Below are 20,576 nucleotides of genomic sequence, written 5' to 3' on the forward strand. Positions count from 1 at the left end.
AGAGTTCACAAAGGAGGACTACAATCTTATGCTTTATCCAAAAATAAATCAATCACAGGTTGTATATCGTAACAGCGATGCTGCCGCGGGCCGATCAGTTCCGCGGCAGTGTCATGCGCGAGCGCCGGTGCGACCGCCACGGATAGGGCACCCGAAGGTCCACGGGCGGATCCGATTTCATGGACGGCGCGTCCTCGACCTGCTCGAGTGCCACCAGAGCGTCGCTGACCGCTTCGCTCTGCAACACATCGGTCAGGCGGCGGATGGCAGCTTCGGCTTGCGCCGGGGCCGCCGGCGCGCTTTCCCGGAATTTGGCCAACTCCTCGCGACCAAGCTTCGCGGCCTCTACCAGAGTGGCAAGATGGCTGTTCATACACGTCAACTCCTCATCCTCGATGGAGATAACGCTGCCCGCCCAAATTCGCACCCGGGACACGAAATGTTTATTCCGTGGTTAATGCGTGTCCAATCGTCACGGAAATGTGTTCGAACACGCAACGTGGAGCCGATGGCAAGAACTGGTCCAGCGGCGGAGCCACGCACCAGAGAGCACATGGCTATTCGATGATCTCGTCGGCGCGCACCAGAAACGATCCCGGGACTGATAGGCCGAGCGTTTTTGCGGTCGCAAGATTGATGACGAGATCGAATTTGACCGGTTGCTCGACCGGCAGTTCTGCGGGGTTTGCCCCGCGCAGAATCTTGTCCGCGAAGTCTGCAGCGCGCCGGAAATTGCCTGAAAAGTTTGGCCCGTAGCAGATCAGCCCGCCGGCAACGACATATTCCCGACTGCCGTGCATGGTTGGCAGACGTGCACGCAACGCCAAGGCGTTGAGGTGAACGCGATTGGCGTTCACAAGCGGGTCAGCCACGACATACAGCGCGTCAGCACCGTTCTTTATCTTTTCGATAGCAGGCGAAATGTCCTCCGCTCGCCGGATTTCGAATATGGCGACCTCCTGAAGCCGAAGCGCCTTTGCTGCACTTTGCGCGTCCCGCACGTCCAGCATCAGGTTCTGGTTGTTGCCATTGCCGAGAATCGCCAGCCGATGGAAATTGGGGACAACCTCGCGCAAGAGTTCAATTCGCTTGCCCACCAGGTCGGCGGACTGAATCGAGAGGCCGGTTACATTGCCGCCAGGCCGGGCCAGAGTCGCGACCAATCCGGCGCCGACCGGATCAGCGGCCAATGCGAACACGATCGGGATCGTCGATGTGGCGCGCATTGCGTCCGGGACTGCCGTCCCCGAAGTGACAATGACATCGACTTTCAGCCTGACAAGCTCGGCCGCGATTTCGGCGAGCCGTTCATGGCGTCCCTCCCCCCAGCGATACTCGATGGTGACGGTGCGTTCCTCGATCCAGCCCAGTTCGCGCAATCGATCGACAAATGCCGCAACCCATTGGCTCCATGCTGATGCGGCGGCCGTTCCCAGAAATCCGATGGTCGGGCGCCTTGGCTGCTGTGCGAGCGCCGCGAACGGCCACGCCATTGCGCCGCCGCTCATTACACTGAGGAATTCCCGCCGCCTCATGTCCGCTCCGCCTCCCAGGCGATGCATCGTAGCCACGAACCGGCCGGTCCGGAAGGATAAGGATGTCCGCTCGTGTCCAGCGCAAGACCCGGCGTCATCGCGGACATTATCCTTTCGGCCGCGTCTTGATCTCGTCGAACTTGGACAGCGCCCGTTCGAACTTCTCGTTGAACAGCCACATCGCATCGAGTATCTCGCGATAGGTCGCCGATGTCTTCGTCCGATCGGCCTGTCCGAAGCTGAACATGGAATTGTTGCGCAGATAGTCCATGATCCGCGGGTCGGAGACCCGGTATCCGGCGATGTCGCCCGATCTGATCGCGGCTTTGGTCGGCGAGGGAACGATCTGGATCAGTTCGAACAGCTTCAACTGATCGATCGGATCGGGAAAGGTCGCGGCGATCGCCGGAATGTGCGGGAACGCGTCGGCATGTGCGTTCATCAACGCGTCGCGCACATTGAGCCAGTGATTGTACCGGCGGTCGAGCTTGCCGACCCGCGCTTCCTCTTGGGCGTCGCGCGTGATCAGCGCCGGATCGAAAGCTGCAATCGAGGGCTTGAGCGTCCCCCACTTTCGTCGGCCGCGTTCGGCTTCCGCCACGCCGGTCTGGAAGCTGCCCTTGTACTTGTTGGACCTCGCATTGCCGATGTTCTGATTGCCATTGGTCTCGGCAAAGAAGATGCCAAGACCGATGCGGCCGGCAATATCGGCATGGGCCGCATCGAGGCCGCGGGCGCGGGCAATGGCGGTGGCGAGATCGACAACGTCCTTGAACGGCGTCGCCGAACTTTGTGCATTGGCCGGCGCTGCCTGCATGATGCTGAACAGGGCGAGATACTCGTCCAGCAGTGGCTCGACGGCGGCATCGAGATAGGCCGGCGGAATACGGAACTTGTTTGGTGGCCCGATCCGTACTGGCAGCGCGTCGGTCAGATCTTTGTAGGTGCTCATCACGGCGTTTCGGGCGCGGTAGAGCGCCTGGCCCGGCAGGTTCGGCAGCTCCTGCTTCTCATCGATCTGCGAGCGGCGCTGGCTCAGGATCGATTTGAAGTCATTGAGCGCCTTGTTGTACCGCTCGAGGGCATCCGACTGCGATGCCGTGAGTGCGGGCTGTTGCGCCTGGGCGGCAGGCAGCGCGAAGAAGAGCCCGAACGCGACGGCGACGGAACAAAACGCCGCGCGCGCCGTGGACCGTGCAGCATTGGCGATGGGCGAACGGGTGCCGGCGTCTCCGGCAGCAACCAAATATCGCAATCGACGCGTCCACAGGGACTGCACGGCTCGGGTATCTCCTTCTGATGCGGTGCTGGCGTATATCTACACGGCGGCACTGTCACGCCCTCGGATGCGCCGCGTTATACGCATCCAGCAGCCGCTCGGTATCGACCGCGGTGTAGATCTGCGTGGTCGAAAGCGAGGCGTGGCCCAGCAATTCCTGGATGGCGCGCAAATCGCCGCCGCGCGATAGCAGGTGCGTTGCGAAGGAGTGCCGCAGCGCATGCGGGGTCGCGGTGTCGGGCAACGAAAGCGCGACGCGCAACCGCTCCATTGTGAGCTGGATGATGCGCGGCGACAGCTTCCCGCCCTTGGCGCCGACAAAGAGCGGGCCGTCGTCGGGCAGGTCATAGGGGCAGAGCGCGATGTATTCGGCAATCAGCGTCAGCACGGCCGGCAGCACCGGCACCATCCGCGCCTTGCTGCCCTTGCCGATGACCGTCAGCGTATCGCCCATGCCGGGCGCGGGGACCTCCGCGCGCTTCAGCCCGAGCGCCTCGGCGACGCGCAGGCCTGAGCCGTAAAGCAATGCCAGCACCGCGGCGTCGCGCGCGAAAATCCAGGGTTCGCGTTCTTCACCGGCGCGCAGATCGGTATCGGAGATGCGCCTGGCCTGGGGCACCGCAAGCGGCTTCGGCAGGGTCTTTGCGACCTTGGGTGCGCGCACCGCGTTCAGCGCGCCGATCTTGCCCTTGCCGTCGCGTTCGAGGAAGCGCACGAAGCTGCGGGTGCCGGCGAGCTGGCGCATCAGGCTGCGGGCGCCGATGCCTTTCGCGCGGCGTGCCGCCATGAAGGCGCGCACGTCCTGGGGGGTGAGTTCGGCAAGAGCGGCGAGCGAGGGCTGGCCGCCGAGATGCTCCGCCATGAATTGCAGGAACTGGGTGACGTCGCGGCGATAGGCCTCGAGCGTTTTCGGCGACATCCGCTTCTGGTCGGCGAGAAACGCCGACCAGCGCAGAAATTCTGCGGAAATCTCGGCGGAGAACGGCAGAGCATCGGTGTTCTGGGGCATCGTCGTGCATTCCGGATGCGGTCGCGGAACACCATGCGGGAGCATCCTTCACCCTTCCTTAAGCGTCCGGAATCGGGTGAGTCTCGCCCGCAATGAGCCAGAAAACCGTCGACGTCATCGTGCCGGTCGCGCTCGACCGCGCCTATACCTACCGCGTGCCGGCGGGCATGAGCCTCGCCGCGGGCGATGTCGTGGCCGTGCCTCTGGGGCCGAACGAATATGCCGGGGTGGTGTGGGGGGAATCCGAGCCGCGTCCCGGATTGCACAACAAGCTCAAGGACGTAGACGCCAAACTCGACCTGCCGCCGCTGCGCGAAGAGTTGCGGCGCTTCATCGACTGGGTGGCCGACTACACCCTGGGTGCGCGGGGCACCGTGCTCGGCATGGCCCTGCGGATGGGCGCGCAGGGCCCCGCCCGCGAGAAGATCGGCGTGCGGCTCGCAGGCCCCGCGCCGCAGCGCATGACCGCGGCAAGAGCGCGCGTTCTCGCGGTGTTGTCCGAGGACGGGATGGCGCGCGCCAAGAGCGATCTGGCGCAGGAAGCTGGCGTCTCCACAGGCGTCATCGACGGCTTGATCGATGAGGGCACCCTGGAGACGCTGGTATTGCCGCCGGAGCCGGTGGCCTATCCGCCTGATCCGGCTTTCGTTTTGCCCGAGCTGACGGAGGCGCAGAGCGGGGCCGCGGACACCCTGCGCACCGCCGTCCGCAACGGTGGCTTCTCCGCCTTCCTGATCGACGGCGTCACCGGCTCGGGCAAGACCGAGGTCTATTTCGAGGCCGTGGCGGAGAATATCCGCAAGGGCCGCCAGTCCCTGATCCTGATGCCGGAAATCGCGCTGACGACGCAGTTTCTCAACCGCTTCGAGCAGCGTTTCGGGGTGCGTCCGGCCGAATGGCATTCGCAGCTCGCGCCGCGCAAGCGCGCCCGCACCTATGCGGCGCTGTGTTCCGGCGAAATCTCGGTCGTTGTCGGCGCGCGCTCGGCGCTGTTTCTGCCGTATCCGGACCTCGGTCTGATCATCGTCGATGAGGAGCACGACCCCGCCTACAAGCAGGAAGACGGCGTGCATTATCACGCGCGCGACATGGCGATCGTGCGCGCACATGGCGCGAAAATTCCCGTCATCCTGTCGTCCGCAACGCCATCGGTCGAGACCGAGGTCAATGCTCGTAGAAACCGTTATGCTCGGCTGAAATTGCCCGAACGCTTCGGCGGTCAGCACCTGACGCATGTCGAAGCCATTGATATGCGTAGCGAAGGCCCCTCCCGCGGACGCTTCATCGCGCCCAGGCTCGCAGAAGCCGTGAAGCTCGCGCTTTCGAGGAAGGAGCAGGCGCTCCTGTTCCTGAATCGCCGCGGTTACGCGCCGCTGACGCTGTGCCGGTCCTGCGGCTACCGGCTGGCCTGTGGCAATTGCGATGCCTGGCTGGTCGATCACCGCTTCAAGCGGCGATTGGTCTGCCACCATTGCGGCTTCTCGATGCCGCAGCCGAAGACCTGTCCGCAATGCAATGCCGTGGACTCGTTCGCGCCCGTGGGGCCCGGCGTCGAGCGCCTGCAGGAGGAAGCCTCGGCGCTGTTTCCCAATGCGCGCACCATCGTTCTCTCCAGCGACCTGATGGAATCGGTCGAGCGGCTGCGCGAGGAACTGGATGGCGTCGCGCAGGGCAAATTCGACATCATCATCGGCACGCAGCTCGTCGCGAAGGGTCATCATTTCCCGAAGCTCAATCTGGTCGGCATCGTCGATGCCGATCTCGGGCTTGCCAACGGCGATCCGCGCGCCGCGGAGCGCTCATTCCAGCTGCTGCACCAGGTGGCGGGCCGCGCCGGCCGCGAGGCCGGGCAGGGGCTCGGCTTTCTGCAGACGCATCAGCCGGAGCATCCGGTGATGCGCGCGCTGATTTCCGGCAACCGCGATGCGTTCTACGACACCGAAATCGCGCAGCGCGAGGCCACGGGCTATCCGCCGTTCGGCCGGCTGGCTGCGCTGATCGTGTCAGGCGCCGACCGGCACGAGACGGAAGGCTTTGCGAAGAAACTCGCCGCGGCATCACCGCTGGATGAGCAGGTGCGCGTGCTCGGGCCGGCCGAAGCGCCGCTTGCGGTGGTGCGCGGGCGCTATCGCTATCGCCTGCTGATCAAGGCGCCGCGCGCTTTCGATCTGTCGCATTACATGCGCGGCTGGCTGGAACATGCGCCGAAAACGCGCAAGAGTTTGAAGCTGGAAGTGGATATCGATCCGCAGAGTTTTTATTGAGGCGCGGTCCCTCACGGTAGACAAACAAATCCGCCGCTGAATAGCTCCTGTGGCTAAACGATAGCAGAATTTGCTTTCATTGGCTCGTTCTGGAGCGCAAATTGAATTAGGCTGACGGTGTAGTTTCCGATTCTTGACGCTGCGACCGAATATTATGGCAGACACCAAAAAGCATATCCGAGTATTTTTGGCCTCTCCAGGCGACTTACAAGACGAGCGTATCGCGGCAAAGGCAATCGTCGAGCACGTTAATAGGATGTTCTCTGATTTCGAAGGCTACCACGTCGATTTGGTCGGCTGGGAGGATACGCTTCCGCGATATGGCAGGGCTCAGGCAGTCATCAATCAAGACTTGGACACCTGTGAGCTATTTGTCGGTATGCTCTGGGAGCGCTGGGGAACGCCACCAAGTAAGGATGGGCCTTACACGTCAGGATTCGAAGAAGAGTACGAGTTGGCGATGGCCAACCGTCGCCAAAATAATCGACCCGAGATATGTCTTTTCCTTAAAGACATGGACGCGAAGCTGCTTCGCGACCCGGGGCACGACACAAAAAAAGTACTGGAGTTTCGAGAAAGGCTCGCCGCCTCAAAAGAGATTAAGTACGAGTCTTTCAGCGATATCCGTGACTTCGAACTCAAGATTATGCGGGCAGTCGTCGCTTACATTCAGCGACTGGTGAAGGCGGACAGGGAAAAGGAACGGATCGAAAATCAGGCGACGCCGGCAGAGGCGTCTTCGTCGCCGACGATCAATGATCATCTTCCCCCCGACGCGCCATTGGATGCAGCGGGGGAGGCTTTTATCCGAGAGTTCCTAGCGCTCAATAAAGCTGGAGGCGAAGAAAGCGAAATTAGCGCAGTTCATGTTGCTCGTTTGAGGCTTCTTGCAAATCTCATCGAGACGCAAGGCAACGATGAGGATTCGTTGGGGCCGCACGATGCCAATTTGCTGTTCTCTAACAAAGAAGGTTGTGTGCTGGGCGGCAAAGAAATTACCGGACTTGTAAAAGTTGGACTTAGTCATTTTCAATCTGAAAACGCCCCCCTTTGGTACTGGTATTCGAAGGACGACGGCTTCGCAAAAAGGTGGCTAGGTTGGTTTTCTCTTGGTCGTGTAGTGAAGGTGCGTGTTGGCGCCCTTGCTGCAATGACCCTCATCGAAGAGCCCCTTAGGGAGTTCCGCGACCTTGGGCGTGATCTGTTTCTGAACGCTTGGTTTGCGGAGGACGCGCAAAGCCAAGTTAAAGTTGCAGCCCTGAATTACCTTGCCGAGTGCGGGCTTCTTTCTGATCTTGAAAAAGTGAAAGCTGAACTTGCGCGAGGTGACTATCAGACTCGCGACGCAGCGCTTGACGCGGTCATTCGAATTAATTTGCGAGAGGGACGGCAAAAAGCCTTCGACGAGTTATTCGATTTGCAGACCGATCAGATCAGTAACCGCCTTTGCAAAATATTGTTTTCGAACCGCGAAGCTATCAGCGACGAAATTCTTAAAAGAGGAATCTCACAACGAAACGATGCGATACGCCGTGAGTGCGTGGATGAGCTTAGTAAGCGAAGCAGTTTGTCGCCTGAAACTGCCGCAAGACTTCTTGACGACAATGATGCGCAAATCAGACTCGTGGCGATCAAGACGCTAGTTAAATCCGGAAAAACATACTCTGAGGATGAGGGTCGTAAGATCATCTTGCGCCAAACCTCAACAGGCCTGCTCGGCTTGGGCGGGCAGACCTTCGGAGAGGCTCAATTCATTGAATTTCAAAGGCTCATTCGAGCCTCCAAGACCGAAGCGGAATTGGAAGAAGCGTCGAAGCGGGCCTCTATATTTGATCGAACCGCCGAATGCGCTCTTATGGAAAGACGATTTGGGCGCGACAGTGGTCCCCTCTTGAGGCTTATCGATGATTGCTACAAGCAAACATTCGCAGATTGTTTTAAACAGCTTGTGGTGCGGCATGGTGAGGAAAGTCAACTCGTCAAGGATGTCAAAGGACTTGAGGGTCACCTCAGAAGCAAATTCGTGCGTGATGCGCTTGATGTGGTCTTGCGTAAGAGCGATGCGCGGGGGTTGCCTTTTATCCGAAGGCACCTCGCGGACAGCTCGTTAGCGTATTCCGAGCACGACCTTGAATATTTTGGCGAGCATGGAGAGTGGCAAGATGTGCCACTGATTGTTTCGCTGACTGCTCGGTACGCGGCGGGCACTTCATTGCTTTCCATTGGTGATGACAGGCGATATCGACTCGCGGCAAAGGCTCTACGTCGAATTGGAAAGGGGCGGGCCGGGGAGTTGCTTACCTTAGAGATGCCGTCGACGCTGCTCGCGCTTGTCATTCATGGTATTCCTGACAGGGAATTTAAGGCGCTATCCAAGCATCATATCGAAAGCATGCTATCGTCAGAGTCCGAACGCGTAAGGAAGATTGCAGCCCTGAGATGTGTGCGAAGCTTCTCTAAGGCGCGACTGATGCAAACGCTTAAAGACTACATCACCGGAGATAAGCACCGATACTACAACGTAGTACATTGGCTCGATTTTGGTGTTTCCGCGCCAAGAGAAATCGCTTTGGGCTCTGTTGCGAAAGTGTTGGCGCGCGATAGGTCGGATTAGAATCTGCTCAAATAATTCCGGGTTCCCGCTTTCGCGGGAGCGAACGGGAAGAGGCTGGTCGACGCTCGTTAGAATTTGAGCCCTTGCTGACGCGCCGCCCCCTCAACACCCCACCACCCGCGCACACCCCTTGCGCACCGCATCGACCACCTCGCGGATAGCGTCGATCACAAGTTGCGGCTGTTCCTTGTGAATTTCGTGGCCGCTGTCCGTCTTGGTGATGTGCCTGGAGCCCGGCACGAGCGCGGCGAGTTTGGCCTGCGCGATCTTCTGCGCGGCGTCGGTGATATAGCCGGCGTCCGGCGGCGTGTCCTTGGTGAGGATGCCCGCGGCGATCATGCCGGGCACCTGCGGGCCCCAGGGCTTGTCGGCCGACAGTACGATGAGCGGCATCGCGCGCATCGGTGGCGCGCCTCGCATCTGCGCGAGGCTCTTGTCCGGGTCGATCAGTTCGACCGTCGGATAGAGCTTCAGCGCTTCGCTCATGTCGCCCATCATGAGCTTGCGCTGAACCGCCCATTGCGCCGGCGTCTGAGCATCCTGCAGGCCTTCGCTCAGCGCATCGACCAGGACCAGGCCCGCGACCTCGTTAGACCAGGTGCCGGCATAGAGCCGCGCGATCAGGCCGCCATAGGAATGGCCGACCAGCACGACGGGACCGGCCACCTTCGCGCGCGTGAGCAGTGCGTGCAGGTCGGCCGCGGCGTCGGCCGGCATGGCCGGTTGCGCGACAGGAGACGAGCGACTCGGCTTTTCGCCGACCGGCGTGCCCGGCCGGTCATAGGCGCAGACGCGGGTGAGCTTCGCGATCTCGCCGAACACGGCCGGGCCCGGCTTGGTGGTCTCGTCCCAGTCATCGGCGGAGGCGCGCAGGCCGCCGATCAGGATCACCGCCGGCGCGCCGCTGCCGCGGCAGGTCAGGTACATCGTGCGGCCGTGACCGATGTCGACGAGGCCGGCAAGATCGGCGGATGCCGCATGCGCAACCGGGAAGGCGACATGGAGAAGCGCGGCAAGGATCAATGCACGAAGAATCGACATGATGCGAACTTCTCCCGCTCCGCGCGACGATCGCTCCCGCAAAGACTCTGGGTCCCCGCTTTCGCACGGAAGAGCGGGAGAGGCTGACGCTAGGGATGCCCTGCGCCCGCAAATCCTACTGCACCGCAGACAGACCGATGGCCAAAAGTTGATGCGCCTGCGACATGCCTGCGCTTCACATCGTGGCGGCAGCGGTATCAACTTTGCGCCGGGTGGAAGCTCTTGGCACGACGTGCGCGATGCCAGTGCGGGTTCGTGCCGGAACCTGAAGCTTTCGATGCGTAACACGATCCTTATGAGGATGCCGGCCGCGTTGCTTGCCGCAATATTGCCGCAGGCTGCGTCGGCGGCGCCGACAATCGGCGCCGTTGCGCTGGCGGCCGTCGTCGATGCGACGTCCCCCGTCGAGCCCGTCCATTATTACGGCTATGGCCGCGCTATTACCGTGGGTACGGCCGTGGCCATTACGGCGGCTACCGAGGCGGCTATTACGGCTATGGCCGGTGTTACTACGGCGGATATGGCCGCGGCTACTATGGCTATGGCCGCGGCTATTACGGTGGACCGCTGATCACCGCAGCGAACGCGAGCGCCTGACATCATGAGACTGCCAGCGCGCAAGGCGCGCTGGAGTTTCGTGAGCGACCGCGCAGCCGCGATCCGGTAAAAAAATTGCACCTCCCCCACAAGAGGGGAGGCGCACAATCAATTCCCGACAACAACGAGATCGCTTGCAAGGGTTCTTGAGAGCGAAACCGCTCACGCCGCCTTGTCGAACACATTCTTCATCCCGTCCTGCATCGGCTTGATCGCGTCCGCACTGGCCTTCTGCGCGAGGCCGGCGAGCTGCTGGGCCTGCTGGCCGAAGCTTTCCATCTGCTTGCGCGCATGGGCGGCCGACGCTTCGAAAACCTCCGTCGGCGATTTCGCGGTGACCAGCTGCCGGGCGAGATCGAACGAGGCGTTGGCGTTGTCGCGGAGCATCTCGATCCATTGCACATTGAAATTCGCCGCCTGGCCGAAGGCATTCGAATAGCTCTCGTGCATGGACTTGCCGGCGGCGTCCGCCATCGCCTCGGACTTGTCGGCGAGTTTCCTGCTGTAATCGGCGCCCTGCTGGGCAAAGTCCTTCATCGCCTGTGCGGGGCGGTCGGTGGCATGGGATTTCTGGCTGGTGTCTGACATCGGGTGTCTCCCTGGGGTTCGTGACGGGCTTCGTGATTGGGTCGGCGCAGCCATGCTGCATTGCAATATCAATGCATCAGGGTCGTAAAAGGTCCCGACTTTTTCGAGTTTTCAGATCATGGCATGCGGCGTGGCCGGGCCGCCGCCCGTGGCGTCAGCTCCACCACGCTCTGCGTTGCATCCCGTGACAATGCTGCAGCGGATCGGACCCGACGAGGCAGGCGCATCGCAACCGCGTTGCGCCAAAGCTCGGCCTGTCGCCGATGATCACCCTCGATGCGAATTCAGGGCTTCGTGCGCCCTGCCGGAGGAAAGGTCGGCACCGAGGTCCGCTTTGGAACCCGTGGCGCAGGCGGCGGATCGGCCGGCCTCCCCGGCGTCAGGAGGTAGAGTTCCGCAAGCGTCACCAACAGGTCCAGCATGGCACGGCCCTCCCGTCTCTGCCGCTTTGTCGGAGTTCGAGAGGAGTCGGTTCAAGAAAGCGCGGCGATCCGAGCCGCGCAGCGACCGGGATGCAGTCGCAATCAGCGCTGGCGTGAGGGCCTGCGCGCCCGCTGCCAGCCGGAGAGCACCAGCTTCGCCGCCTGCTTCGCCTCGCGCGCGGCGTTGCGGTTGCCCTCGCAGGCCGACACGATCGAACCTTTCATCAGCATGTGCCAGGCCTGCGCGAATTTCTCGGGCTCTGCGAGTCCGGCCTGCTGCGCCAGCGCAAGGACGATGCTGCGGATTTTACGCAGATGCAGCGAGGCGGAGCGGTGCACGGCGCTGCCCGGCCGTGATTCCAGCAATACATTGACGAAGGAGCAGCCTTCGAAGCTTCGCTTGCGAAACCAGCCGTCGAACACGTCGAAGATGGCAAGCAGCCGCTTTTCCGGATCGGTGCTGCGCGCCTTGACTTCGGCTTCCAGCCAGGCGCGCGTCCATAGCGCCTCGCGCCGGTCGAGGAAGGCGATCGCAAGATCGTCCTTGGATTTGAAATGCCCGTACAGGCTCGCCTTGGCACAGCCGGAGCGCGCGAGGATGGAGTCGATGCCGACCTGGCTGACGCCCTGTTCGGCGAACAGGTCATAGGCCGCCGCCATCAGCCGGTCGCGCGGCCCGCCGGCCGATTTGCTCTGTGTCTTTGCCACGTCGCTTGTCTTGCGCAATGCGAATCCCGCCTGCCGGTGCTCCGGTCGCGCGATGGGTATCATCGCCCGGCCCGGCAACGCAAATTCCGCGATCAGCGACACTACCGGTCGCCCGGAGGGCTGCGGGGAGCCGCTGCCCGGCACGCGCCGCCGTCCAATCACGCCTTGACGCGCCGCCGGATCGGGAATCCAATACCTATAGACAGACCAGTCTGTCTATAGACCGCGAAAGCGGCTGCATTTTTACGAGGAAACCATCAGGGAGACTTGAGATGGCGTATGATCCACGGGCCGCCACCGGAATTCCGACCGAGCCGGTCGGCTCGATCCCGCGGCCGCTTAATCTGCAGAAGGCGTTCGCGAAATTCGACGCCGGCAATCTCAGCAAGGCGGAGCTGGAGAAGGAGCAGGACGCGGCGGTGGCCGACACCATCAAGCGGTTCGAGGCGACCGGATCGCCGATCATCTCCGACGGCGAGCAGCGGGTGTCGAGCTTCGCCACCTATCCGATCGCCGACACGCTCGCGGGCGCGGGACTGGCGAAAAATCTGGCGCCGGGCGGACAGTATTTCGCGATTTTCGCCGACGGGCACAACAGGCAGCTGCCGAAAGTCACCGGAGGCCCGTTCCGCTACAATTTCTTCGCGGGCGAACTGGTGAAGAAGGCCAAAGCGATGACCGACAAACCACTGCACCAGGCGGTGATCGCGCCGTCGATGATGTATCTGCTTTACCAGCTCGACGGCGATATTCCCGGTTATCCGCGCAAGCAGTTCGAGGACGACATCGTCAACGAATGCGAGAAGGATATCCGCTCGTGCTTCGCGGCCGGCGCCGCGCGCGTGGTGATGGATTTCACCGAAGGCCGGCTCGCGCCGCGCAACGATCCGCGCAATCCGTGGACCACGCGCAATCTCCTGCCGTTCTTCATCGAGCTCGACAACCGCGTGTTTGACCGATTCTCCGCGGAGGAGCGGAAGAATATCGGCGTGCATGTCTGTCCCGGCGGTGACGTGGATTCGGTGCACAGCGCCGACGTGCCGTATGAGGAGTTGCTGAAGCAGCTGTTCAAGCTCGATGCCGGCTATTTCCAGCTTCAGATGGCGAGCGAGCGCGACCGGGAATCCGCCTACAAGCTGGTCGGCAAATATCTGCGGGAGGACGCAAAGGGCGTGCCGCAGATGGCCTATATCGGCGTGATCGTGACGCAAAGCCCGCGCCCGGAATCGGCGCAGGAGGTCTGCGACCAGCTGGTCGCCGCCGCGAACCATATCGACAAGCAGCGGCTCGGCTCGACCGACGATTGCGGTTTCTCGCCGTTCTCGATCGACATGAAGCCCAACCACGGCAATCCGGACTACGCACGTGACGTCGCCTTCCAGAAGATCGCCAACCGCGTGACCGGAACGAAAATGGCGGCGGAGAAGCTTGGCGTTCACTGAATCCATCGGGAGCGCCGCACGGAGGTCGCCTTCCGGACATCAGGTCCGGGAGACGACGGCGCGTTTGGAACCTTTTCGTGCGATCAGCGTTTTCGGGGGCCGCTTACCGGAATGCGGCAGCAGGGCTCCCCATGAAAATCGCAGTCGGATGCGATCTCGCCTACGAGGTCGCGGATATCACCACATTCATATTCAATGTCGCGGTTGCGCAGATTTCGCAGCATGCGCAGGTTGGCGAAAGATGGATCGTCGAGCCTGCGGTTCCCGCCGAGACGATCATCGCCGGGCTCGACAACCGCTACACGCGGCTGGTGGCGCGCAATGGGACGCTGCGGCTTCGCTATGAAGCCGCGCTCGACCTTCAGCTGGCGCTGGAAGACCCGAACGCGATCGATGAAACCCCGGTGGAGGATCTTCCACTCGACATGTTTCCGTTCCTGATGCCGAGCCGCTTCTGTCCGTCCGACAGGCTCGCGGAATTTGCCGAACGGGAATTCGCCGCTCTGCCGCGTGGGCATGGGCGGGTGACGGCGATCTGCAACTGGATCTGCGACAACATCGCGTATCGGCCGGGCGCCAGTGATCCGTTCACCTCGGCCGCGGAAACCCTGCAACATCGCGCGGGCGTATGCCGCGACTTCGCCCATCTCGGCATTTCGTTCTGCCGCGCGCTCAATATTCCGGCGCGTCTGGTGAGCTGTTACGCCACCGGACTCGAACCACCGGATTTTCACGCGATGTTCGAGGCGTATCTCGACGGACGCTGGTGGCTGTTCGATCCGACCCGGCAGGCCAGGCTCGATGGCATCGTACGCATCGGTACCGGGCGCGATGCCGCCGAAGTGTCGTTCGCGTCGATGTATGGGAAAGCGCGCATGACCGATATGACCGTATGGGCGCAGCCAGCGGATGAAGCGGCCGTCAATGAGCGTCCGGTGGCGGCGGTCGGCTGATCGGTCGGATTGAATGCCGGGGTCGGATACCGGTTATCGCTCGCGCTTCGGATGGAATGCGACCGCTTCCTCCTGCGCAGCCTTGATCTGCTCCGGCCCAAGCCTGGCTCTGATCTCGCCGGCCAGCTTCAGGACCTCGTTTCTTGCGGCCTCGCTCAGGTCTGGGCTGCGCGCCGCGACCAGCGCCCATTTGTAGGCCGCGCCATAATCCGGCGGCGTGGCGACGCCATAGAAATACTGGGTCGCCAGCATGAACTGACCTTCGGCATGGCCCTGTTCGGCGGAGCGTCTCCACCACATCATTGCCTCGACCGGGTCCGGCGGCACCTTGGTATAGAGAAAGAACGCGAGCACGGCCTGCGCCTGCGGGTCCGAGCGCTCCGCAGCCTGCCTTGCGATCTCGATCGCCTTGCCGACATCGCCGCGGCGATAGGCGGCCTCGGCGTCTTCCGCCGGCCCGGCCAGCCCGGATGCTTGCCGTGCCGCGACGCAAGTCACGATCAGTGCAATCTGCATGAATCGGCGCATCATTCACCTTGGAGCGCTGCCGGTCGAACAGCAGGCGGCAGGACCGTCAGATTCGATTGCGGCGCTGCGATGGCTGGTTCATCGAGCCATGTCATCCCGACGCCAATGCCCGCACCACGAGTGTTGCGCCGGTTGCGATCAGCACAAGGCTCAGCACCCGGACGAACTGCTCGCGCGACATCCGCAACGTGATGCGGTGGCCCGCAAAGAGTCCGATCAGCATTGCCGGCACCAGCAACATCGCCATCAGCGGCAATTCGAGCGTCGTGTAGAGTCCGGCGCATGCAAAGATGACGGCTCGGGTGAATGCCGCGAGCGCGATCAGCACGCTCACCGTTGCGCGCACCGCGTCCTTGTCCTCGAGCCTGCGGCTCAGATAGATCGCGTAGATGAAGCCGCCGCTGCCGAACATGGCGCTGAACACGCCGCCGATCGCGCCGAACGGAATCACCCAGAGCTGATTGAGTGTCTGCCTGAACGACGGGCTTGCGAGCGACCAGATCGCGTAACCGATCACGAACACGCCAAGCGCCAGCATCATCGGCCGCGGCGGGATGATCAGAAGAAGCGTCCCGCCAACGATCGAGCCCGCGACAAGGAGCGGCACCAGCCACATCATCTCGCGCTTCGCGATTTTCTCGTTCAGCTTCACACCGTTGATGATCGCGGCGAGACAATCGAGCAGCGCCAGCATCGGAACGATGGATGCCACCGGCATCACCTGGGCAAGGACCGGCGCCGCGATCATCGCAGTTCCGAAACCGGCAATGCCGAAGATGATATAGGCGATGGCAAGCGTCGGGATTGCGACGGCGAGCGTGGTCCAGAACGAGGAGAAGTCGAAGGGCACTTGCAATCCGGATGTGGCTTCATTCCGGGAAGCGCGTGCCTGTCGGCACGCCCCGGAATGACGAAGACCTTTATGCCCCGCGCTTTGCTTCGGCGCTCTCCAGCGCCTTCTCCACACTGGTGACGTAGCGCACCGACCGCCCGCGCAGACCGGGCAATCCGAACGCGCGGCGCACATGCGGGCGGACCCCGGCGAAATAGACCCTTGTATGCGCCTTGTGCAGCCGCTGCACGAAGCGCTCCAGCGCCGCGGCCGCGGTGATGTCGATGAACGGCACGTCGGAGAAATCCAGAACGAAGACGCGCGGCGGATTGACCACGCGGTCAAGGATCAGGTTCACCCGCGCGGTGGCGCCGAAGAAAAACGCGCCGCTGATGCGATAGACCATCACGTCGCCCGGCATCACCCGGCCACGATAGCTCGGCCGGCTATTCTCGGCGTCGGCGACATCGTCACGCACCAATTTGGCGCCGCCCTGAACGTCGATCGCCTCCGCCATGCGGTGCATGAACAGGAACGATCCCAGCAGCACGCCGACCGCGATGCCGGTCAGCAGGTCGACGAAGATCGTGAGCAGGAAGGTGGACAGCAGCACCACTGCGTCGGCGAGCGAAGTGCGCAGCAGCAGGCCGAATTCGGCCTTGTCGGCCATCGCCCATGCGACGACCACCAGCACGCCGGCAAGCGATGCCAGCGGAATGTAGGCCACCAGCGGCATCGCCACGATGACGAAGATCAGCAGATAGACCGAATGCAGGATGCCGGCGACCGGCCCGCGCGCGCCGGCGCGGATATTGGTCGCGGTGCGCGCGATGGTGCCGGTGACCGGCGTGCCGCCGGACACCGCGGCTGCCATATTGGCGACGCCCTGGGCTACCAGTTCGCTGTTGGAGCGGTGACGGCGGCCAGACATGGAGTCTGCAACCACGGCGGAGAGCAGCGATTCGATCGCGCCAAGGACAGCGATCGCGAATGCATCGGGCAGCACGGCGCGCATCTTTTCCACGCTGAAGGGCGGAAGCGCCGGCGCCGGCATCCCGGACGGGATGACGCCGAAACGCGAGCCGATGGTCTCGACATTCAGGCCGAGCAGGAACGTGAGCAGGGTCGCGCCGGCGACCGCGATCAGGAGCGCCGGCCAGTTCGGCCGCAGCCGCCGCACGACGAGAATGGCTGCGATCGAGAATACCGACAGCGCGACGGTGATTGGGCTGATGGTGCCGACGGCTGCCCACAGCGCTTTCAGCTTCGGCACGGTATCGGCCGGGTCGCCGGCGAGCTGGAGCCCGAACAGGTCGCGGGCCTGCGAGATCAGGATGATGACGGCGATGCCTGCGGTGAAACCGACCGTAACCGGGTAGGGAATGTATTTGATATAGGTCCCGAGCCGCAGAAATCCGATGACCAGGAGCAGGCCCCCGGCCATGAGGGTGGCCAGCATCAGGCCGTCATAGCCATGGCGCTGCACGGTCAGGGCGACCAGCCCGATGAAGGCCGCGGCCGGTCCTCCGATCTGGAAGCGGCTGCCGCCGAGCAGCGAAATCAGAAAGCCGCCGACGATCGCGGCGTAGAGGCCGCGTTCGGGGCTCAGGCCCGCACCGATGGCGATCGCCATGGACAGCGGCAGGGCGACGATCGCCACGGTCAGGCCGGCCAGCGCGTCGGCGCGCAGGCCGTCGAGCCCGTAGCCCTCCCGCAGGACGGTGATCAGCTTGGGGGTGAACAGGTCGGCAAAAGTCGGGTCGCTGCGGTGGCCCGCAGGCGCAGTTGCGTCCATCTCCACCCTCGAATGGCGTAAGGCGGCAATATAGCTGATTTGGCCACGATTCCGATCCGCGTCTTTGCGGGGCATCAATGTTTCAGGTGACGAGCTTCAGGCCCACGATCCCGGCCACGATCAATCCGACGCAGGCCAGTCGCAGCACGGTGGCGGGCTCCCCGAACAGGGCAATGCCCAGAACCACGGTGCCTACAGCGCCGATGCCGGTCCAGACCGCGTAGGCTGTGCCGACCGGCAGATGTTTCAGCGCCAGGCCCAGAAAGGCGAGACTGACAACCATGGCCGCCGCCGTGCCCAGGGAGGGCCAGAGCCGTGAAAAGCCGTCGGTATATTTGAGACCGATCGCCCAGCCGATCTCGAACAGGCCGGCGATCAGGAGATAGAGCCAGGGGAGTTGGGCGGACATCGCGCGGGGTCTCCGTTGGGGCGCTCTGACAGGCAGTGCGTGAACCTTGCACCCTTTTCCAAGAAGGGAGTGCGCGCGCCAGTGCGTGGCTCACGCGGCTTGCGACGAAAGGCGCCTGAATAGGCCGGTCTTTCGGTCGATTCCGGGCTTTCCCTATGTTGCACCGCCATCACTGGCGTGTTAGCAACCGCCTCGATTTTGCAGGGGCTCCGGGGGGCAACCCGTGACGTCCCGCGAGATCGGAATTCCCCTTGAATTCCAATGGTTTGTGCCGCCGCTGACGCGACGGTGGGGCTTTTTGGATAGCGTCTACGCAACAGGTCCATGGCAAGCGAACAACCGATTGTTTCCGGCATGGCGGGGCGATACGCCACCGCGCTGTTCGAACTCGCGCTCGAGGAAAAGGCGCTCGACAAGGTCCGTGCCGATCTGGATCGGTTTGACCAGATGGTGGAGGGCAGCGACGACCTGAAACGGCTGGTGCGCAGCCCGGTCTTTTCCGCCGAGGAGCAGGTGAAGGCGCTGGATCCGCTTCTGCGGAAGGCGGGGATCCACGGCATCGCCGGCAATTTCGTCAAGCTGGTGGCGTCCAATCGCCGGCTCTTCGCCTTGCCGCTGATCATCCGGGCGTTCCGCGCGCTGGTGGCCAGGCACAAGGGCGAAGTCTCGGCCAGCGTCACGGTCGCCGAGCAGCTCTCCGACGCGCATCTGAATTCACTCAAGACCGCGCTGAATACGCTGACGGGCAAGGACGTCGATCTCTCGGTGGAGGTCGATCCCGGCATCATCGGCGGACTCGTGGTGAAGCTGGGCAGCCGCATGGTGGACACCTCGCTTCGCACCAAACTCAATTCGATCAAGACTGCCATGAAAGAGGCTCGCTGATGGACATCCGCGCCGCAGAAATCTCCGCCATCCTGAAAGAGCAGATCAAGAATTTCGGTCAGGAGGCGGAAGTCTCCGAAGTCGGCCAGGTGCTGTCGGTCGGCGACGGCATCGCGCGCGTTTACGGTCTCGACAATGTGCAGGCCGGCGAGATGGTCGAATTCGAGAACGGCACGCGCGGCATGGCGCTCAATCTCGAAAGCGACAATGTCGGCATCGTTATTTTCGGCGCCGACCGCGAGATCAAGGAAGGCCAGACCGTCAAGCGCACCCGCTCGATCGTGGATGCCCCGGTCGGCAAGGGATTGCTCGGCCGCGTGGTCGACGCGCTCGGCAATCCGATCGACGGCAAGGGTCCGATCAAGGCCGAGAAGCGCATGCGCGTCGACGTCAAGGCGCCCGGCATCATCCCGCGCAAGTCGGTGCATGAGCCGATGGCGACCGGCCTGAAGGCGATCGACGCGCTGATCCCGATCGGCCGCGGCCAGCGCGAGCTGATCATCGGCGACCGCCAGACCGGCAAGACCGCGATCGCGCTGGACACCATCCTGAACCAGAAGCCGCTGAACGCGCAGCCGGACGAGAAGATCAAGCTGTATTGCGTCTATGTCGCGGTCGGCCAGAAGCGCTCGACCGTCGCGCAATTCGTGAAGGTGCTGGAAGAGCAGGGCGCGCTCGAATATTCGATCATCATTGCGGCCACCGCCTCCGATCCGGCGCCGATGCAGTTTCTGGCGCCGTTCACCGGCTGTACCATGGGCGAGTATTTCCGCGACAACGGCATGCACGCCGTGATCATCTACGACGACCTGTCCAAGCAGGCCGTCGCCTACCGCCAGATGTCGCTGCTGCTGCGCCGGCCGCCCGGCCGCGAAGCCTATCCGGGCGACGTGTTCTATCTGCATTCGCGGCTGCTCGAGCGCGCGGCCAAGATGAACGACGAGAATGGCGCCGGCTCGCTCACCGCCCTGCCGGTGATCGAAACCCAGGCCAACGACGTGTCGGCCTATATTCCGACCAACGTGATTTCGATCACCGACGGCCAGATCTTCCTGGAAACGGACCTGTTCTATCAGGGCATCCGTCCGGCCGTGAACGTGGGTCTTTCGGTGTCGCGCGTCGGTTCTGCGGCGCAGACCAAGGCGATGAAGAAGGTCGCCGGCAAGATCAAGGGCGAACTCGCGCAGTATCGTGAAATGGCCGCGTTCGCGCAGTTCGGCTCCGACCTCGACGCGACCACCCAGCGCCTGCTGGCGCGCGGTTCGCGCCTGACCGAATTGCTCAAGCAGTCGCAATTCTCGCCGCTCAAGATGGAAGAGCAGGTGGCGGTGATCTACGCCGGCGTGAACGGCTATCTCGACGCGCTGCCGGTCAGCAGGGTAAAGGAATTCGAGAACGGATTGCTGTCGCTTTTGCGCAGCAAGCATACCGATCTTCTGAACAGGATTCGCGACACGCGCGATCTCGACGACGCTGCCGCCGAACAGCTCAAGGGTATCGTCGACGGTTACGCGAAGTCGTTCGCGTGATGTCAGCGGCCGCAGCCTCTCCATGCTTCACCCTCCCCCTTGTGGGGTGGATCGGCGCGCACAAGCGCGCCGGGGTGGGGGTGGATGCGGTCTCGACAACTGCTACCCCCCTCCCCAGCCCTCCCCCACAAGGGGGGAGGGAGCGC

19 protein-coding genes are annotated in these 20,576 nt (G+C 62.8%); 7 read left to right on the forward strand and 12 right to left on the reverse strand.

The features are described 5' to 3' along the window. Positions 1-94: 94 nt before the first annotated feature. The 4 genes from AB7F49_RS10520 to AB7F49_RS10535 form a co-directional block, all read right to left on the reverse strand. Entirely contained in the window at positions 95-373 is a 279-nt protein-coding gene (locus tag AB7F49_RS10520; RefSeq protein WP_428522020.1) for a hypothetical protein, read from the reverse strand. A 184-nt stretch (positions 374-557) separates the two neighbouring features. Beyond that, positions 558-1,535, reverse strand: a complete 978-nt coding sequence (locus AB7F49_RS10525; RefSeq protein WP_428522022.1) for an ABC transporter substrate-binding protein — start codon at positions 1,533-1,535, stop codon at positions 558-560. A gap of 106 nt (positions 1,536-1,641) precedes the next feature. Continuing rightward, positions 1,642-2,670: a hypothetical protein gene (locus tag AB7F49_RS10530; protein WP_428522062.1), complete on the reverse strand. Its 1,029-nt coding sequence runs from the start codon at positions 2,668-2,670 to the stop codon at positions 1,642-1,644. A gap of 199 nt (positions 2,671-2,869) precedes the next feature. Then, positions 2,870-3,823, reverse strand: a complete 954-nt coding sequence (locus tag AB7F49_RS10535; RefSeq protein WP_428522024.1) for a tyrosine recombinase XerC — start codon at positions 3,821-3,823, stop codon at positions 2,870-2,872. Between the two features lie 92 nt (positions 3,824-3,915). On the opposite strand from AB7F49_RS10535, the gene AB7F49_RS10540 reads away from it, so the two are divergent. Both AB7F49_RS10540 and AB7F49_RS10545 read left to right on the forward strand, forming a co-directional pair. Then, a complete protein-coding gene (locus AB7F49_RS10540; protein WP_428522026.1) occupies positions 3,916-6,087 on the forward strand; it encodes a primosomal protein N' in 2,172 nt (723 codons plus the stop codon). Between the two features lie 154 nt (positions 6,088-6,241). Continuing rightward, complete coding sequence (locus AB7F49_RS10545; protein WP_428522028.1) at positions 6,242-8,701, forward strand: DUF4062 domain-containing protein; 2,460 nt, start codon at positions 6,242-6,244, stop codon at positions 8,699-8,701. A 102-nt stretch (positions 8,702-8,803) separates the two neighbouring features. Here AB7F49_RS10545 and AB7F49_RS10550 read toward each other — a convergent pair whose 3' ends face one another. Then, positions 8,804-9,742 (reverse strand): alpha/beta fold hydrolase, encoded by a 939-nt coding sequence (locus AB7F49_RS10550; protein ID WP_428522030.1) that lies wholly within the window; start codon positions 9,740-9,742, stop codon positions 8,804-8,806. A gap of 277 nt (positions 9,743-10,019) precedes the next feature. Between AB7F49_RS10550 and AB7F49_RS10555 the strand changes: the two genes are divergently transcribed. Continuing rightward, positions 10,020-10,313, forward strand: a complete 294-nt coding sequence (locus AB7F49_RS10555) for a hypothetical protein (protein ID WP_428522032.1) — start codon at positions 10,020-10,022, stop codon at positions 10,311-10,313. A 188-nt stretch (positions 10,314-10,501) separates the two neighbouring features. Here the strand turns inward: AB7F49_RS10555 and AB7F49_RS10560 are convergent, their stop codons facing one another. The 3 genes from AB7F49_RS10560 to AB7F49_RS10570 form a co-directional block, all read right to left on the reverse strand. Continuing rightward, positions 10,502-10,927, reverse strand: coding sequence for a phasin family protein (locus AB7F49_RS10560; RefSeq protein WP_428522034.1), 426 nt, complete (start codon positions 10,925-10,927; stop codon positions 10,502-10,504). 284 nt (positions 10,928-11,211) lie between these two features. Continuing rightward, positions 11,212-11,349: a hypothetical protein gene (locus tag AB7F49_RS10565; protein WP_428522036.1), complete on the reverse strand. Its 138-nt coding sequence runs from the start codon at positions 11,347-11,349 to the stop codon at positions 11,212-11,214. 102 nt (positions 11,350-11,451) lie between these two features. Next, on the reverse strand, positions 11,452-12,159 hold the full coding sequence (locus tag AB7F49_RS10570; protein ID WP_428522038.1) for a TetR/AcrR family transcriptional regulator: 708 nt from the start codon (positions 12,157-12,159) through the stop codon (positions 11,452-11,454). Positions 12,160-12,329: 170 nt separating this feature from the next. Between AB7F49_RS10570 and AB7F49_RS10575 the strand changes: the two genes are divergently transcribed. Both AB7F49_RS10575 and AB7F49_RS10580 read left to right on the forward strand, forming a co-directional pair. Beyond that, positions 12,330-13,499, forward strand: coding sequence for a hypothetical protein (locus AB7F49_RS10575; RefSeq protein ID WP_428522040.1), 1,170 nt, complete (start codon positions 12,330-12,332; stop codon positions 13,497-13,499). A 131-nt stretch (positions 13,500-13,630) separates the two neighbouring features. Beyond that, a complete protein-coding gene (locus AB7F49_RS10580) occupies positions 13,631-14,452 on the forward strand; it encodes a transglutaminase-like domain-containing protein (RefSeq protein WP_428522042.1) in 822 nt (273 codons plus the stop codon). Positions 14,453-14,485: 33 nt separating this feature from the next. Here AB7F49_RS10580 and AB7F49_RS10585 read toward each other — a convergent pair whose 3' ends face one another. The 4 genes from AB7F49_RS10585 to sugE all read right to left on the reverse strand — a co-directional run bounded on the left by AB7F49_RS10585 (position 14,486) and on the right by sugE (position 18,016). Continuing rightward, positions 14,486-14,968 (reverse strand): tetratricopeptide repeat protein, encoded by a 483-nt coding sequence (locus tag AB7F49_RS10585; protein WP_428522044.1) that lies wholly within the window; start codon positions 14,966-14,968, stop codon positions 14,486-14,488. Positions 14,969-15,071: 103 nt separating this feature from the next. Further along, the gene (locus AB7F49_RS10590) at positions 15,072-15,830 is read right to left on the reverse strand and encodes a sulfite exporter TauE/SafE family protein (RefSeq protein ID WP_428522046.1); all 759 of its coding nucleotides are present in this window, start codon (positions 15,828-15,830) and stop codon (positions 15,072-15,074) included. 70 nt (positions 15,831-15,900) lie between these two features. Beyond that, positions 15,901-17,607, reverse strand: coding sequence for a SulP family inorganic anion transporter (locus AB7F49_RS10595; RefSeq protein WP_428522048.1), 1,707 nt, complete (start codon positions 17,605-17,607; stop codon positions 15,901-15,903). Positions 17,608-17,689: 82 nt separating this feature from the next. Continuing rightward, a complete protein-coding gene (gene sugE / locus AB7F49_RS10600; protein ID WP_428522050.1) occupies positions 17,690-18,016 on the reverse strand; it encodes a quaternary ammonium compound efflux SMR transporter SugE in 327 nt (108 codons plus the stop codon). 324 nt (positions 18,017-18,340) lie between these two features. On the opposite strand from sugE, the gene AB7F49_RS10605 reads away from it, so the two are divergent. Both AB7F49_RS10605 and atpA read left to right on the forward strand, forming a co-directional pair. Continuing rightward, a complete protein-coding gene (locus tag AB7F49_RS10605; RefSeq protein ID WP_428522052.1) occupies positions 18,341-18,901 on the forward strand; it encodes a F0F1 ATP synthase subunit delta in 561 nt (186 codons plus the stop codon). Continuing rightward, the gene (gene atpA / locus AB7F49_RS10610) at positions 18,901-20,430 is read left to right on the forward strand and encodes a F0F1 ATP synthase subunit alpha (protein ID WP_428522054.1); all 1,530 of its coding nucleotides are present in this window, start codon (positions 18,901-18,903) and stop codon (positions 20,428-20,430) included. Before AB7F49_RS10605 ends, atpA begins: the two co-directional genes overlap by 1 nt. The last annotated feature ends 146 nt before the right edge of the window (positions 20,431-20,576 follow it).

The organism is Pseudorhodoplanes sp. (assembly GCF_050250235.1).
In the GTDB taxonomy this organism is placed as follows: domain Bacteria; phylum Pseudomonadota; class Alphaproteobacteria; order Rhizobiales; family Xanthobacteraceae; genus Pseudorhodoplanes.